We start from the raw sequence: 16,608 nt of genomic DNA on the forward strand, positions 1-16,608 counted from the left end.
GCCGATGGTACTGCACTTGGGAGGGTGTGGGAGAGTAGGACGCCGCCGGACATTCTTCTAGTACGGAGCGGGTGACACCATGGTGTCCTCCCTGCCGCAGCTACCCGATGGGTGGCGCGCAGGTCGAGGACTGGGTGTCACCCGCTTCGTCATTCCCCGTCCCGTTTCGTTTTTTGCCCTGCTGCCGGTCGTGCAGCGGGGCTTTTCGCGTTCCAGGGCGCCTGGTGCGGGGAGTGGGAGCCGTAGCCGTCTGCCGGCCTATCGCGTTGACCCATGTCCGCGCGGGTACTCCGAGGTGGGGAAGCGGCTACGGCAGGGAGCCGTTTCGCGCCGTGTGCGCCCGATGGAGAGCGGGACGCGCTGTGGTTCGTGGCGGCTCAGCAGGGGCTCAGCAGTCGAATTCCGCCACGTGCCCGCTGTGTGAGGGTGCGGAGCTGCAGGGCGGGCCGGCCGATCATCGGCCGGCGAATCTGTCATGGGGCCTCCTGGGGCCAAGGCAGCGCTGCAACGGCCCCACCGCTGCGTGACAACAGACGAGCCGCCACGGGCCGCTCGTCAGACCAGCTGTCGCTCGGCGCCTCGTGCGGTGCGGTCCAGGGACTGGCGCCGGCTGGTCGCTTTCAGCCCTTTGGACACGCTCATAGGGCATGCAATGGATCATCCGCCCGCAGCGTCGCGACCGTTCTCGTCGCTGCGCGATGGGGATCCAGACCCCTGCTGCGACTGCTTCGGGATGTTCCCATCGTTCGTGTGCCGGCCCGCTGCGCTCATCAGGGCCTTGTGGGGCACTGTCCCGTGCTGCGCGCCGACGTCTGTGCGGGTCGTGGGCCTTGTGCGGGGACAGCGGTGCAGCGGGTCCGATACCAGCTCCCTCAGAGGCCGCTTCTGCGCAACCGGGCTGGCGTCGGCGTCGGTGAACGCATGGCCGTGGGGGCTCGATGGCATGCGGGACAGCGCTTGCTGATTTCCGGCGGTGAGCTGGGATGCTGGGCGTTACGGTGTGTGTCTGTGACCCGCACATCGAGACCTCGGCCGGTACCGGTGAGTGCTGTCACGGTTCGACACCGATGTCATGGTGGCGATCAAGACGTCCCGTATTTTGGATCTTGATCTACGACTACAGCTGAACAGGGTGGCTCACGTGGCGAAGGAAGACTCCGGGTCTGACCGGAACGGGTCCAGGGACCGAGCTCGAGGCAACTCGGGCGCTCGCCCGTCGGCGGGGCGCAGGGACTACGGCAGTTCGCGGCGCGACGGGCGGGATGCACAGGCGTCGCCGGGGCGTCGCGACGGCGGGGGATACCGCGGCGGCGACGATCGACGTCCTCCGCGTGACGAGCGCTCCCGGGATGATCGCCCGTGGCAGAGCCGGCGCGGTGCTGAGCATCGCGGCGCTGACGGCCGCCAGGGGGATCGCCCCTCGAAGGACCGCCGCGAGAATGGTCGCGGAGACAGCCGGTCTTGGGACGAGCGTCGTCCCTCCGGGGATGAGCGTCGTACCTCTGACCGGCCATGGCGGGATCGCCGTGATGATCGTCCTGGGGATCAGCGTCCCTCAGCGGGCGGACGGCCTTCGCGCGACGACCGCGGCGGAGCCGCGCGCGAGCGCCGCGAGGATCGCGGCCAGAACAATCGTCCGTGGCAGGACCGTTCGAGCGATGGTCGCCGGGACGATCGTTCCCGCGGTGAACGACGTCCTTATGACAACGATCGCCGCAGGGACGACCGTTTCTCCTCCGATCGCCGTTCATCGCAGGAGGGCCGCCGGAACTTCGGCGAACAGGCCGATCGCAGTCAGGGTCGGTCCTTCGGCCCTCGGAACGACGGACAGGACGCTCGCAGGCCCTCTGCGAGCCGAGATGATCGCGGTGGGGACCGGCGCAGCTTCGGCGGCCGGGACGATCGTGGTGGGGATCGGCGCGGCTACGGCAACCGGGACGACCGCGGCGGGGACCGGCGCGGCTACGGCAACCGGGACGACCGCGGCGGAGATCGGCGCAGCTTCGGCAACCGGGACGACCGCGGCGGGGACCGGCGCAGCTACGGCAACCGGGACGACCGCGGCGGGGACCGGCGCAGCTTCGGCAACCGGGACGATCGCGGCGGGGACCGGCGCAGCTTCGGCAACCGAGATGATCGCGGCGGGGACCGGCGCAGCTACGGCAGCCGGGACGACCGCGGTCGCGATGATCGCCGGGGCGGCGACCGGACGTGGCCGGCGAGCCGTCCCTCGTCCGAGCGTCACCAGGACGACCCGCGCCACCGCACCGGCCGGTCGTTCTCGGGGCGGGACGATGACCGCCGCCGTGTGCGGGAGGACCGTGACTCGCGTCCGGGCCAGGACCGGCGAGCCGAGCGCGGCAACGAGCCGGAGATCCCCGAGTGGATCACCGGGGCCGAGCTGGACGGCTCGTACCGCGAAGAGCTTCGTGCCCTCAGCAAGGACACCGCTGAGCGCGTCTCGCGCCATCTCGTGGCTGCGCTCATCAGCGTGGAGGAGGATCCCGCAGATGCCGCGGCGCATGCCAAGTTCGCCGTCAGCATCGGGGCCCGTGTCGGGATCGTCCGCGAGACCTACGGCGTGATCGCGTATCAGACCGGCGACTACCACACCGCCGTGCGCGAGCTGCGCACGGCGATGCGGATCACCGGCCGAGCCGACATCCTTCCCATGCTCGCCGACGCGGAGCGCGGCGTGGGCCGTCCCGAGCGCGCTCTGGACATCGCCGCGTCCCCCGAGGCGGAGAAGCTGGGTCTCGAGTCGACGATCGAGCTGATGATCGTCGTGGCCGGCGCCTACGCGGACACCGGAGACGTCGAGACCGCTCTGACCTCCCTGGAGATCCCGGCCCTGCGCCAGAAGGTCGAAGGACGCTGGCAGGTCCGCCTCTGGGTCGCGTACGCGGACCTGCTCGAGCGCGCGGGTCGATCCGAGGAGGCCCGCAAGTGGCTGCTGCTCGCCGCGGACGCCGACACGGAGCGGATCACCGACGCTGCCGAGCGTCTGGGCCGCCCGGCGCCGGTCGAGGAGCCGAACCCCACCTGGTACGACGCCGAGGAGATGCACGTCGTCGACGCATTCGACGAGGATGCCGAGGACGACGAGGTCGAGGGCGACGAGGACGACGACGAGACTGAGGTCGCTGAGGTCGTTGAAGACGACGAGGACGACACCGAGGCTGAGGTCGTCGAGGGCGACGAGGACGACAACGAGCCCGAGGCCGAGCTCGACGGGGAGGACATCGCGGCCGAGGCCGACGAAGCCGACTCGCGTCCCGAGCACCTCGCGTCCGAGGCGGTCTCGTCCGAGGACGCCCCGGTCGATGATGCCGACACGGATCCCGAGCACGTCGCGGCCGATGAGGACTCGGTCGCAGCCGAGCCGGCCATGCCCTCGTCTCAGGCCGAGCCCGAGGCCAGGGAGACGCTCGAGGACGCGGAGGCGGAGGCCGGCGAGGCGTCCGAGGACCGCGACGTGCCGGAGGAGACCGACCAGGAGGCGCGCGCGTGACCGCTGGGCCCGATTCCTGCTACCTGGACCTGTACGACGCTCTGCTGCTGGACCTCGACGGCACCGTGATGCACGGCCCGCGCCCGATCGAGCACGCGGCCGAGGGCATCCTCGCCGGGCGCGACGCCGGCGCCGGCATCGCCTTCGTGACCAACAATGCCTCCCGCACTCCCCGCCAGGTGGTCGACCACCTGCGGACCGTGGGCGTGGAGGCATCGGAGGACGAGATCGTCACCTCCCCGCAGATCGCCGCACGGCTGCTCGCCGAGCAGCTCGAGCCGGGCGCGACGGTGCTGGTCGTCGGCTCCGAGGGACTGGCCGAGGAGGTGCGGGGCGTGGGCCTCGAGCCCGTCGTCGAGGACCGCGAGGACGTCGTCGCCGTCATCCAGGGCTGGGATCCCTCCCTGGGCTGGGCGCGGCTGGCCGAGGGCGGATACGCGCTGCGGCGCGGCGCCCTGTGGATGGCCACCAACACCGACGCCACCCTGCCCACCGAGAAGGGCATCGCTCCGGGCAACGGCTCCCTGGTGGCGGCGCTGCGCCATGCCACCGGGCGGGAGCCCCAGGTCGCCGGCAAGCCGGAGCCGGGGATGTTCCGCGGCGCCGCCGATCGTCTCGGTGCGCGCCGTCCCCTCGCCGTCGGCGACCGCCTGGACACGGACATCGAGGGCGGCAACCGCGCCGGGATGGACTCCCTGATGGTCCTCACCGGTGTCGACTCGGCCCTGGACGCCCTGCGCGCCGACCCGATCCGCCGCCCCACCTGGATCGAGCAGGACCTCTCCAGCCTCGGGCGGCCCGCGCCGCGCGCGGTCCTCGAGGGGGAGCGGGCGCAGTGCGGGCCCGTGCATGCTACCTGGGAGGACGGGGACATCCGCCTCGGCGGCCCCGCGCAGGACATCCGCACCCTGCGCTGCGCCCTGGCGCTCGTCGCGCATCATCGGCCCGAGGCCCGCTTCACCGGGAGCCTGCGCGACGCCGAAGGCCGCGAGCTGGACGCGCTGCCCGCGCCGGATCCGGAGCCGGCCGCCCTGTGAGCCCGCGCCGTCTGGACGTGGCGCTCCACGAGGACGGCCATGCCCGCTCCCGCACGCATGCGCGCCGGATCGTCGAGGAGGGACGGGCCCTGGTCGACGGGAGGGCGGCGACCAAGCCGTCCCTGCCGGTGCCCGAGGGGGCGCTGGTGGAGGTCATCGACGTCCCCGACGGGGTCGAGTACGCCTCCCGCGCGGCCCACAAGCTCGCCGGCGCCCTCGCCGGCGCCGGGGTCCAGGTCGCCGGGCGGCTCTGCCTGGACGCGGGAGCCTCCACCGGGGGGTTCACCGATGTGCTGCTGCGGCGCGGAGCGCGCCGCGTGATCGCGGTGGACATCGGCCACGATCAGCTGGCCCCGCACCTGCGGGAGGATGCCCGGGTGGACGTCCGCGACGGCACCAGCATCCGCGGCCTGCGGCCCGAGGCCGTCGACGGACCGGTCGACCTCCTGGTGGCGGACCTGTCGTTCATCTCCCTGCGCACCGTGATCGCGGATCTCGCCGGCCTGGTCTCCGCCGACGGCGAGCTGCTGGTGATGGTCAAGCCGCAGTTCGAGGTGGGCCGCGCCCGCCTGCCTCGCAGCGGCGTGGTGGTCTCGGCGGAGCACCGCGTCGACGCGCTGCGCGGCGTGGTGGAGGCCGCCGCCGAGACGGGCCTGGAGCTGCGCGGGGCCGGCATGAGCGCGCTGCCCGGTCAGGACGGGAATCGTGAGTACTTCCTCCACCTGCGTCCGGCCCCCGTGGCGGCACCGGTTTCCCCTGCCGCCTATGACATGATCGACCAGGCGGTGCGCCACCCTTCCGCACCGCGCACGACCCCCGAGGGAGGCGAACGCACCCGATGAGACGGTTCCTGCTGTACACGCATGCAGGGCGCGCCTCCGCGCTCCAGGCGCTCCGCTCCGTCCTGCGGCACATGGCCGAGCGCGGCGTCGGCGCCGTGATGATCGACGATCAGGTCGACGAGGTCTGCGCGGACGAGGAGGGCCACATGCCCCCGGGCCTCGACGAGATCCTCCACAGCGACGCCGTCGAGGTGCGCGACGTCGCCCATGCGAGCCTCGGCGTCGAGCTGTGCATCGTCCTCGGCGGCGACGGGACCATCCTGCGGGCCCTGGAGGCCGTCCGCGACGAGGACGTCCCCGTCCACGGCGTGAACCTCGGGCACGTCGGATTCCTGGCCGAGAGCGAGGTGGAGGACCTCTCCACCACCATCGACCGTCTGCTGGACCGCGACTACGAGATCGAGGAGCGCTCCACCCTCGACATCACGGTCCTGGACGAGGACGATCGCCCCGTCGCCTCGCACTGGGCGATGAACGAGGCGTCCCTGGAGAAGGGCGACCGCCAGAAGATGATCTACGTGGTCGTCGAGATCGACGGCCGCCCCGTCTCCTCCTTCGGCTGCGACGGACTGCTGCTGTCGACCTCGACGGGGTCGACCGCGTACGCCTTCAGCGCCGGGGGACCGATCATCTGGCCGGAGGTCGACGCCTTCCTCGTCGTGCCCCTGGCCGCCCACGCCCTGTTCGCCCGCCCCCTCGTGCTGGGCCGCTCCAGCGAGGCCGCGATCGAGATGGCGCTGGACAACAGCGTCGACGCCGTCCTGACCCTGGACGGGCGGCGCACGGAGACCCTCCGGGCCGGCATGCGCCTGGAGGCGCGCCTCTCGCCGCAGTCGGTCCGCCTGGTGCGGCTGTCGCCCACGCCGTTCGCCGATCGGCTGGTGGAGAAGTTCCAGCTTCCCGTCGTCGGCTGGCGGGGGCGCGACGGCCGCGCCGTCTAGGGGGCGCCGATGCTGTCCACCCTGCGGATCCGCCACATCGGCGTGATCGACGACGCCACGCTCGACTTCGGTCCCGGCTTCACGGCCCTGACCGGAGAGACCGGCGCCGGCAAGACCATGATCGTGACGGGACTGTCCATGCTGCTGGGCGAGCGGCTGGACCGCGGCCGCGCCGGCACCGCCAGCAGCGTCGACGGCGTCATCGCCGTGCCCGGCCATGCCCGGCTCATCGAGGGCATCGACGAGCTCGGCGCCGAGATCGAGGACGACGAGGTGCTCATCGCCCGACGGGTCACCAAGGACGGCCGCTCCCGGGCCCACATCGGCGGGGTGCCGGTGCCGATCGGGACCCTGTCCACGCTGGTCGGCTCCGCCGTGACCGTCCACGGGCAGATGGACCAGCAGCGCCTGCGCGGGCCGGAGCCGCAGCGCGAGGCCCTGGACACCTTCGCGATCGCCAGCATCGGCGAGCCGCTGGCGCGCCACCGAGAGCTGTGGGAGCAGCGCCGTGCGCTCGTCGCCGAGCGCGACGAGCTGGCCGGGCTGCTGGCCGAGCGGTCGCGGCGCGGCGACCTGCTGCGCGAGGCCCTCGAGCAGATCGAGCAGGTCGACCCGCAGCCCCACGAGGACGACGACCTGCGCGCCGAGCTCGAGCGCCTGGGCCACGCCGTGGAGCTGCGCGAGGCCGCCGTCCAGTCCTCCCTGGCCCTGGTCGGCGACGACGGCCCCTCCGTGGCCTCCCTGCTGGATCTCGCCACCACCGCCGTGGGCACGGCCGCCCGCACCGACCGCGCCCTGGCCCCGCTCGCCGAGCGGCTCGACGCGGTGCGGCTGGACGTCTCCGACATCGCCGCGGAGCTCTCGCGCTACGCCGAGGACGTCGAGGCCTCCCCGGGGCGCCTGGACGCCGCCAACGAGCGCCTGCACGAGCTCACCCTGCTGCTGCGCGACACCGGCGCGGCCCTGCCGGGAGCGCAGGACGTGACCGAGCTGCTCGAGATCTCCCAGGGCGCCGCCGCGGACCTGGACCGCTTCGACGGGGCCCAGGAGCGGCACGCCGTCGTCGAGGAGCAGCTCGCCGCCCTGGACGCGCAGCTCGACGAGGCCGCATCGGCCCTCACCGCGGCCCGCACCGCGGCCGCAGAGCACCTCGCGCGCGCCGTCGAGGCCGAGCTGCGCGAGCTGGAGATGCCCCAGGCCTCCATCCGCGTCGAGGTCACCGAGCACGCACCGCGCGAGCACGGGCGCGACGCCGTGGCCATCCTCATCTCGCCCCACCCCGGGGCCCGGCACCTGCCCGTGGCCACCTCCGCCTCCGGCGGAGAGCTCTCCCGGGTGATGCTCGCCCTCGAGGTCGCGCTGGCGTCCTCGCGCGAGGACCGGTCCGGGGCGCCCGTGTTCGTCTTCGACGAGATCGACGCCGGGATCGGCGGCCGGGCCGCCCTGGCGGTCGGCCAGCGCCTCGCCCAGCTCGCGCAGCACGCCCAGGTCATCGTCGTCACGCACCTGCCGCAGGTGGCGGCGCACGCGACCACGCACCTGCGCATCGTGAAGACGGCCGAGGGGGACCGCACCAGCTCCACCGTCGAGTCCCTCGACCATGAGGCCCGGGTGCGGGAGCTGGCGCGGATGCTGGCCGGGGACGACGCCTCCCGCACCGCCCGCGAGCACGCCGCCGAGCTCCTGGCCCAGTCCCAGGGCGCCGGGGCGCCCGCGGCGGAGGCCCCATGAGCGCGTCCGATGACGACCTCGCGCTGAGCGGGCCCGCGCGGCTGGGACGACGCACCAAGGAGCTGACGGCCCGCCTCGCGCCCGGGGACATCGCCGTGATCGACCACGAGGACATCGACCGGGTGGCCGCGGAGGCCCTCGTGGAGAAGTCCCCGCTGGCCGTGCTGAACGCCGCCGCCTCCACCTCCGGCCGCTACCCCAACGCCGGCCCGCAGATCCTCGTGGAGGCCGGGATCGTCCTCATCGACGGACTGGGCCCGGAGCTGTTCGCGTCCGTCCGCGAGGGGGATCGCCTCACCCTCGACGGCGGCACCGTGCAGCTGGGCCCCGACCGTGCCCTGCACGGCACGCCGCAGGACGCCGCCAGCATCGAGCGGGACCTGGAGGCCGCCCGCGAAGGGCTCTCGCGCCAGCTCGAGCTGTTCGCCGAGAACACCATGGAGTACATGCTCAAGGAGAAGGACCTCCTGCTCGACGGCGTGGGCGCCCCGGACATCCGCACCGACGTCGACGGCCGTCCCGTCCTGATCGTGGTGCGCGGCTACCACTACAAGGAGGACCTGCTCACGCTGCGGCCCTTCCTGCGCGAGAACCGCCCCGTGATCATCGGCGTGGACGGCGGCGCCGACGCCGTGCTCGAGGCCGGCTGGCGCCCCGACATCATCATCGGCGACATGGACTCCGTCTCGGACCGGGCCCTGCGCAGCGGCGCCGAGCTGGTCGTGCACGCCTATCGCGACGGCCGCGCCCCCGGCATGGCCCGCCTGGAGGAGCTGGGCCTGGCCCGGCGGGCCGTCCCCTTCCCGGCCTACGGCACGAGCGAGGACATCGCCATGCTGCTGGCCGACGAGAAGGGCGCCAGCGTGATCGTGGCCGTCGGCACCCACGGCACCCTCGAGGAGTTCCTCGACAAGGGGCGCGCCGGCATGGGGTCCACATTCCTGACCCGTCTGCGCGTGGGATCGAAGCTCGTGGACGCCAAGGGGGTCTCGCGGCTGTACCGCCAGCGGATCTCCAACCAGCAGCTGGCCCTGCTGGCCGTCGCAGGGCTGCTGGCGCTGGGCGCCGCGCTCTGGGCGACCCCGGGAGGCCAGGCCCTGTTCCAGCTGCTGGGCGCCCGCATGGATGACATGCTGTCCTGGTTCACGGCGCTGTTCGCGCCGCGCACCGGAAGCTCGTAGGAGGCACCGCCCGTGATCGACTTCCGCTACCACCTGGTATCGCTGATCTCCGTGTTCATCGCGCTCGCGATCGGCATCGTGCTGGGGGCCGGCCCCCTGCGCGAGAGCCTCGGCGACCAGCTCGCCGAGCAGGTCGAGCAGCTGCGCACCGAGAAGGACGACCTGCGCGCGGCCAACGAGGGGCTCACCGCCGACCGCGACCAGCTCACCGGCTACGTCGAGGCGAGCGCCCCGCAGCTGCTGGAGGGCACCCTCGAGGGGACCACCATCGCCCTGGTCACCGAGCACGACTCCTCCCGCACCGAGGTCGAGGCGGTCGAGGCGAACATCGCCACCGCCGGCGGGACCGTCGGCCCGCGCATCACCCTGCAGTCGATGCTCTGGGCCCCGGACGCCTCCGCGCAGCGCCGCGACACCCTCGCCGACCTCCGGGCCGTCTCGCCGGAGCTGGTGCCCGCCGACGCCGACGACGACGTCACCGCGCTCACCGGCACCCTGGCCCGGCTGCTGTCCCCGGGGGACGGACCGGACGAGGAGGTGCGCGCGCAGGCCTGGCAGGTCCTCGTCGACCGCCAGGCCGTCACCGTGGACGGGGACCTGGTGCCCGTCGACGCGGTCGCCTACCTCGGCGCGGATCCCGCGGAGATGGTCGTGCCCACCGAGTCCGCCTCGGCCGCCGGGGAGCGGGCCCAGGCCCTGCTGGGCGTGCAGACCTCCTTCATGCTCGGCCTGGTCGACACCGGCACCCCGGCCGTCGTCTCCGCCGTCACCCCGCAGGACAACAGCGGCGACGGCATCCTCGGGACGGTGCGCACCGATGCCCGCTTCCGCGGGCTGTCCACCACGGACCGGCTCCAGCAGAGCGACGGCCCCGTCCTGACCGTGCTCGCGCTGGGCGAGCGCCTGCGCGGCGGCGTGGGGGACTACGGGACCGCGGCCGATGCCGACGCCCGCATCCCCGAGGTCGACACCTCCGTGCCGATCATCGGCCAGGAGGAGCCGGCGGCGTCGGACGGGGGCGAAGGATGAGCCTGCGCGCGCGGGTGCGCCGCGAGCTGGCCCGCACCAACTACGCCGGGCGCACCGTGAGCCTCGCCGAGGGCGCGGCCGTCGTCGCCGGCACCACGGCGGTGCTCGCCCTGGCCGGGCGCCCCCGGGAGGCGGGGATGGTCGGGGGGATCGGCGTGCTCGGCCTCGTCGACGACCTCGTCGAGCCGCATCGGCGCCGCGCCGACGGGGCCGCGCCCGCCAAGGGGCTGCGCGGCCACCTGCGGGCGCTGACGCGGGGGGAGGTGACCACCGGCGCGGTGAAGGTGCTGGGCATCCCGATCATCGCCCTGGTCGGGGTCGCCCCCGCCGGGCGGCCGGGGCCGATGACCCTCGTGGACGGCGCCCTCGTCGCGGGCGGCGCGAACCTCGTGAACCTGCTGGACCTGCGCCCGGGGCGTGCGCTGAAGGTCGTGCTGCCGCTGGCGGCCGTCCTCGCCGTGCGCGGGGAGCGCGCCGCGCCGGGCCCTGCGCCCGCCGCGGGAGGCGACGGCGCCGCGGAGGGGACGGCGCGCCCCCGCGCCCTCGCCCGGACGGCGCTCCTCGCCGGCGGTCTCGCGCTGCCCGCCGACCTGCGCGAGCACGGCATGCTCGGGGACGCGGGCGCCAACGCCCTGGGCGCCCTCGTCGGCGCCGCCGCCGTGCGGACCTTGCCCGCGCCGGCGCGGGTGGCCGCGCTGCTGGCGGTCGCCGGCCTCACCCTCGCCAGCGAGCGGGTCAGCTTCTCGCGGGTCATCGACGCGACCCCGGCGCTGCATGCGCTGGACCGGATCGGCCGCCGCGCCGCGCCGGAGCCGGGGGCCGGCGCATGAGCGCCTCGGCCCCCGGTCCCGAGATCCCTCCCGCGGCCGCCGCCGGCGCGGGGCTCGGCGGCGCGCCCGCGGCCGGGGGGCCGACGCTGCGCAGCACGATCCTCAAGGGCGCCGGCATCATCCTCGTGGTCACCGTCCTCGCCCGGATCGCCGGGTTCCTGCGCAACCTCGTGTTCGGGGCGAGCGTGGGCGCCGGGGACGTGGGCACCGCCTACGCCAGCGCCAACCAGCTGCCCAACGTCCTGTTCGAGGTGGTCGCGGGCGGCGCGCTGGCGGCCGTCGTGGTGCCGCTGGTGGCCGGTCTGGTCCCCGGGCCCGAGGGGCGCCTGGCCGGGCAGGACCGCACCGAGGGGGAGCACCGCGCCGATCGCATCGTCTCGGCCCTGATGACCTGGACGATCCTCGGCATGCTGCCGCTGGTCGCGGTGCTGATCGTCCTCGCCGAGTCGATCGCCCGGCTGCTGCTGAGCGGGGGAGAGGGCACCGAGCCGATGATCGTGCTCGGCGCCGATCTGCTGCGGATCTTCGCCGTGCAGCTGCCGATGTACGCCGTCGCGGTCATCCTCGGCGCCTACCTGCAGGCCCGCCGGCGTTTCTTCTGGCCCGCCCTGCTGCCGCTGCTGTCCTCCGTGATCGTGATGATCTCCTACCGGCTGTATGCCCTGGTGGTGCCGGGCGTCGCGACGGCCTCGACCATCGGTCCGGCAGGGACGCTCCTGCTGGGCTGGGGGACCACGGCCGGCGTGCTGGCCATGGCGCTGCCGGTGGTGATCGTCGCGCACCGCGCCGGGCTTCGCCTGCGCCCCACCCTGCGGATGCCCTCCGGCACCGGGCGCACCGCCCTGGCGCTGGCCGGCTCCGGCCTCGGGGCCGTCGGCGCCCAGCAGCTCGCCCTCGCCCTGGTGCTGGTGCTGGCCATGCGCGCCGGCGGCACGGGGACCCTGGTGGTCTTCCAGTACGCCTACGCCGTGTTCATGCTGCCCTTCGCCGTCCTCGTCGTGCCGCTGATGACCTCGACGTTCCCCCACCTGTCCGAGCAGCGCCTGACCGGGGACACCTGGGGTTTCGCCCGGACCGCGACCTCCGCCGTGCGCCTGGTCGCGGGGGTCGCCACGGGCGGAGCCGCCGTGCTGGTGGCGGCCGCGCCGGCGATCGAGGAGTTCTTCCGCCTGCTGGACCGCGCCAACGCCCAGGGCGTCGGCGCCACGGTCGCCGCGCTCGGCCTCGGGCTGGGCGGCTATGCGGTGACGATGCAGTGCACCCGGGTGCTCTCCGCCGCGGTGCGGGCGAAGGACGCGCTCATGGTCGGGTCGATCGGCTGGGTCATCGCCGCCGCGCTGATCGTGCTGTTCACCCTGTCCTCGCCCACCCGCCGCGCCGCCGAGGCCTCCACGAGCTTCGGCATCGCGATCGCGATCGGCATGCTGTGCGCCGGTCTGCTGGGGATGTCGCGCATCAGCGAGCTGATCGAGGCCAGCGGCCGCCAGCATGCGCTGCGCCGCGTCACCGTCTTCGCCCCGCTGGCGCTCGTGGGCGGGGCCGTGCCCGGGTACTTCGTGAGCAGCCTGCTGCTGCACACCGGCATGTCGATGCTGACGGTGGTGCTGATCGGCATCCTCGCCGGCGCCGTCGCCGGCGCCCTCGCCGGGGGAGTGCTCGCGGCCGCCTCCCCGGCTTCCGCCCGCCGCGGCCTGCGCCTGGCGAGGGCGCGCCTGCGCCGCCTGCGGAGGCGCGGATGAGCGCCCTCCCGCCCCGGTCCGGCCGATCGCCGCGAGGCGCCTCCGGGCCCCGGCACATCGTGCTGCTGGAGCCGACCGCCGTCGGCGGCCTCGCGGCGCATGTGCGCCAGGAGGAGGCGCTGCTGGAGTCCGCCGGGGTGCGGATCACCCGCCCCCCGGTCCGGATCGCTCCCCGCCCCGGTCCGCAGGACCTGGCCACCGTGCGGACGCTGCGCCGGATCCTGCGCCGCCCCGGCAGCGGCATCGGCGCCGTGCACGCCCACGGCCTGCGTGCGGCGGCCCTGGCCGGCCTGGCCCGGGGACCCCGGGGCCGCCGACCGCTGCTCGTGGTCACCCTCCACAACCGGATCGCCGGCGGCGCGGGCGTGCGGATCATCGGCGCGGCGCTGCTGCGCATCATCCGTGCACGGGCCGATGCGGTCCTGACCGTCTCCCCGGATCTCGCGACGGGCCTGGACGGCGTGCCGCGGGTCCTCCACGCCATCGTCCCCGCGCCGGAGCCCTCCGCCCCGGAGCCCTCCGCCTCGCAGCCCCCCGCCTCGGAGCCTCCCGCCCCGGAGGCCCCCGCGGGGCGCGGGACCGACCCGGCCCCGCAGCCCGCGCCGAGCGGGACCGGCCCGGCCCCGCAGCCCGCGCCGAGCGCGCGATCCGGCCCGGCCGGTCTCGAGGTGCTCGTGGTCGCGCGCCTCGCCCCGCAGAAGGGCCTGGACGTGCTGCTGGACGCCGTGCGCCTGCTGGTGGACCGCCGGGTCGACGTGCAGGTGCGGATCGCCGGGGACGGGCCCGAGCAGTCGGCGCTGGAGGCGAGGATCCGGGCCGAGAGCCTGCCCGTGCGGCTGCTGGGGCGGCGCGAGGACGTCCCCGCCCTGCTGGCCTCCTGCGACCTGGTCGTCTCCGCGGCGCGCTGGGAGGGGCAGCCCGTCTTCCTGCAGGAGGCGCTGCGGGCCGGCCGGGCGATCGTGGCCACCCGCGCGGGCGGCACCGAGCTGGTCACGGGCGATGCCGCCGCACTGGTCCCCGTCGAGGACCCCGCGGCGCTCGCCGACGCGATCGCCGCCATGGCCGACCCCTCCGCGCGCCGGCGCGCCGCGCAGGCCTCGGCCCGGCGGGCCCGGGAGCTGCCCGGAGCGGCGGAGATGTCCGCCCAGCTGCTCGAGGTCCTCGGCCTCGGCCCGGCCGCGGGCACCCCGCCGCGGGCCGCCGGGACCCCGATGAGAGATGACGCACCGTGATGCGGCCCGCCGTCGGCGGCGTGTCCTGGCCGCAGCCCCGAGCCCGATGGTAGGTTGACAATCCGTGGCAGACACCGACGCGCAGACCCCCCGAACCGGCCGAGCTCCGCAGCGAATCGCTGCGTCCCAGAGCACTGGCGCCAAGCCGTTCCGCAACACCGGAACCACCAAGCACATCTTCGTCACCGGCGGTGTCGTCTCGAGCCTGGGCAAGGGGCTGACCGCCTCCTCGCTGGGCATGCTGCTGCGCAGCCGGGGCCTGCGGGTGACGATGCAGAAGCTCGACCCCTACCTCAACGTCGACCCCGGCACGATGAACCCGTTCCAGCACGGCGAGGTGTTCGTGACCGAGGACGGCGCGGAGACCGACCTCGACATCGGCCACTACGAGCGCTTCCTGGACGAGAACCTCAGCGCCGACGCGAACGTCACCACCGGCCAGGTGTACTCCAACGTCATCGCCAAGGAGCGCCGCGGCGAGTACCTCGGCGACACCGTCCAGGTCATCCCGCACATCACCGGGGAGATCAAGGAGCGCATGCGCTCCCAGGCCGGCGACGACGTCGACGTGATCATCACCGAGATCGGCGGGACCGTCGGCGACATCGAGTCCCAGCCCTTCCTCGAGGCCGCCCGCCAGGTGCGCCAGGACGTCGGCCGCGACAACGTCTTCTTCATCCACGTCTCCCTGGTGCCGTTCATCGGCCCCTCCAAGGAGCTCAAGACCAAGCCGACCCAGCACTCCGTGGCCGCCCTGCGCAACATCGGCATCCAGCCCGATGCCATCGTGCTGCGCGCCGACCGCGAGCTGCCCGCCTCGGTGAAGTCGAAGATCTCCTCCATGTGCGACGTCGACCTCGACGCCGTCGTCGTCTGCCCCGACGCCCCGTCGATCTACGACATCCCCCACGTGCTGCACGACGAGGGGCTGGACGCCTACGCGATCCGCCGCCTCGACCTGCTCAGCCACGACGTCGACTGGAGCCTGTGGGACTCGCTCCTGCAGCGCGTGCACCAGCCCGAGTACGAGGTCACCGTCGGCCTGGTCGGCAAGTACATCGACCTGCCCGACGCCTACCTCTCGGTCACCGAGGCCCTGCGCGCCGGCGGCTTCCACCACTCGACCCGGGTGAACATCCGCTGGATTCCCTCGGACGAGTGCGCGACCCCGGAGGGCGCCCATGCCGCCCTCAAGGACGTCGACGCGATCGTCGTGCCCGGCGGCTTCGGCGTCCGCGGCCTGGACGGGAAGATCGGCGCCCTGCGTTACACCCGCGAGAAGGGCATCCCCAGCCTCGGGATCTGCCTGGGCATGCAGACGATGGTCATCGAGTACGCCCGCTCGGTGCTCGGCTGGGACGACGCGAACTCCACCGAGTTCGACGCCGCCACCACCCACCCCGTCATCGCGACCATGGCCGAGCAGGAGAGCATCGTCGCCGGCTCCGGGGACATGGGCGGGACCATGCGCCTGGGCTCCTACGACCACCAGCTCACCGAGGGCAGCCTCGCCGCCAGCATCTACGGCAGCACCCTCGTCGCCGAGCGGCACCGCCACCGCTACGAGGTCAGCAACGCCCACCGTCCCCAGCTCGAGAAGGCCGGCCTGGTCATCTCCGGCGTCTCCGCCGACCGCAGCCTCGTCGAGTTCGTCGAGCTGCCGGTGGACGTGCACCCGTACTACATCGGCACCCAGGCGCACCCGGAGCTCAAGTCCCGGCCCACGCGCTCGCACCCGCTGTTCGCCGGTCTGATCGGCGCGGCGATCGAGCTGCAGAAGTCCACCCGGCTCCTCGAGGTGCACGGCGCCGCGCTGCCGGCCTCCGACGGCTCGGAGCCGGCGCAGGTCGCCGCCACCGCCGATCCGGTCGAGGAGGACTGACCCCATGACGGAGGCATCGGCACCGGCGCAGCCCGCGGCCCCGCTGCAGGACGCGCCGGGCCGACGCCCCGTCGCCCGGAGCACCACCGTCTTCGAGGGGGCCATCTTCGACGTGGTCCGCGAGGACGTCGACTTCACCGCCCAGGTGCGCTTCACCCGCGAGTACCTGCGCCACTCCGGCGCGGTCGCCGTGCTCGCCCTGGACGAGGACGAGAACGTGCTCATGATCCGCCAGTACCGCCATCCCGCGGGGGCGGAGCTGTGGGAGATCCCCGCCGGGCTGCTGGACGTGGCCGGCGAGGACCCCGTCGCCGCGGCCGCCCGCGAGCTCGCCGAGGAGACCGGCCATGCCGCCTCCGCGTACGAGCCGCTGGTGACGCTGCGCCCCAGCCCGGGCTGCAGCGACGAGACCATCGAGGTCTTCCTCGCCACCGGGCTGCACGCCCAGGCCGAGGACGACTACGAGCGCACCGACGAGGAGGCGGGCATCCTCCTGCGGAGGGTCCCGCTGGCCGAGGCGGCCACCGCCGCCCTGTCCGGGCGCATCACCAACGCCACCGCCGTCGCCGCGATCCTCGCCGCCCGAGCCCGCCGCGCCTGACCCTCGAGCCCTCTGCGGGCCCGCGCGGCGCCGCGACGGGGTCGCCGACGGC

12 protein-coding genes are annotated in these 16,608 nt (G+C 74.2%); all 12 read left to right on the plus strand.

The features are described from left to right. The first annotated feature begins 1,072 nt into the window (after positions 1-1,072). The 12 genes from ABD234_RS00005 to ABD234_RS00060 all read left to right on the plus strand — a co-directional run bounded on the left by ABD234_RS00005 (position 1,073) and on the right by ABD234_RS00060 (position 16,556). On the plus strand, positions 1,073-3,511 hold the full coding sequence (locus tag ABD234_RS00005) for a hypothetical protein (RefSeq protein ID WP_344353221.1): 2,439 nt from the start codon (positions 1,073-1,075) through the stop codon (positions 3,509-3,511). Beyond that, complete coding sequence (locus ABD234_RS00010) at positions 3,508-4,548, plus strand: HAD-IIA family hydrolase (RefSeq protein ID WP_051486443.1); 1,041 nt, start codon at positions 3,508-3,510, stop codon at positions 4,546-4,548. The genes ABD234_RS00005 and ABD234_RS00010 overlap by 4 nt, the downstream gene beginning before the upstream one ends. After that, positions 4,545-5,390, plus strand: coding sequence for a TlyA family RNA methyltransferase (locus tag ABD234_RS00015; protein WP_051486442.1), 846 nt, complete (start codon positions 4,545-4,547; stop codon positions 5,388-5,390). Before ABD234_RS00010 ends, ABD234_RS00015 begins: the two co-directional genes overlap by 4 nt. Then, the gene (locus ABD234_RS00020) at positions 5,387-6,331 is read left to right on the plus strand and encodes an NAD kinase (RefSeq protein WP_038370397.1); all 945 of its coding nucleotides are present in this window, start codon (positions 5,387-5,389) and stop codon (positions 6,329-6,331) included. Before ABD234_RS00015 ends, ABD234_RS00020 begins: the two co-directional genes overlap by 4 nt. A gap of 9 nt (positions 6,332-6,340) precedes the next feature. Continuing rightward, positions 6,341-8,062 carry a DNA repair protein RecN gene (gene recN / locus ABD234_RS00025; protein WP_038370396.1) on the plus strand — a complete coding sequence of 574 codons (1,722 nt, stop codon included), beginning with the start codon at positions 6,341-6,343 and terminating at the stop codon, positions 8,060-8,062. After that, positions 8,059-9,243, plus strand: a complete 1,185-nt coding sequence (gene steA, locus ABD234_RS00030) for a putative cytokinetic ring protein SteA (protein WP_038370395.1) — start codon at positions 8,059-8,061, stop codon at positions 9,241-9,243. The genes recN and steA overlap by 4 nt, the downstream gene beginning before the upstream one ends. Before the next feature lie 12 nt (positions 9,244-9,255). Beyond that, positions 9,256-10,272, plus strand: a complete 1,017-nt coding sequence (locus ABD234_RS00035) for a copper transporter (RefSeq protein WP_038370393.1) — start codon at positions 9,256-9,258, stop codon at positions 10,270-10,272. Further along, positions 10,269-11,102 (plus strand): hypothetical protein, encoded by an 834-nt coding sequence (locus ABD234_RS00040; protein WP_038370391.1) that lies wholly within the window; start codon positions 10,269-10,271, stop codon positions 11,100-11,102. Before ABD234_RS00035 ends, ABD234_RS00040 begins: the two co-directional genes overlap by 4 nt. Next, positions 11,099-12,841: a murein biosynthesis integral membrane protein MurJ gene (gene murJ / locus ABD234_RS00045; protein ID WP_084148202.1), complete on the plus strand. Its 1,743-nt coding sequence runs from the start codon at positions 11,099-11,101 to the stop codon at positions 12,839-12,841. Before ABD234_RS00040 ends, murJ begins: the two co-directional genes overlap by 4 nt. Beyond that, the gene (locus ABD234_RS00050; protein ID WP_051486441.1) at positions 12,838-14,073 is read left to right on the plus strand and encodes a glycosyltransferase; all 1,236 of its coding nucleotides are present in this window, start codon (positions 12,838-12,840) and stop codon (positions 14,071-14,073) included. The genes murJ and ABD234_RS00050 overlap by 4 nt, the downstream gene beginning before the upstream one ends. Positions 14,074-14,188: 115 nt before the next feature. Continuing rightward, positions 14,189-15,955, plus strand: a complete 1,767-nt coding sequence (pyrG, locus tag ABD234_RS00055) for a CTP synthase (protein WP_051486467.1) — start codon at positions 14,189-14,191, stop codon at positions 15,953-15,955. A 4-nt stretch (positions 15,956-15,959) separates the two neighbouring features. Next, positions 15,960-16,556, plus strand: a complete 597-nt coding sequence (locus ABD234_RS00060; RefSeq protein ID WP_344353234.1) for an NUDIX domain-containing protein — start codon at positions 15,960-15,962, stop codon at positions 16,554-16,556. Positions 16,557-16,608: the final 52 nt, after the last annotated feature.

The organism is Brachybacterium phenoliresistens (assembly GCF_039530785.1).
In the GTDB taxonomy this organism is placed as follows: domain Bacteria; phylum Actinomycetota; class Actinomycetes; order Actinomycetales; family Dermabacteraceae; genus Brachybacterium; species Brachybacterium phenoliresistens.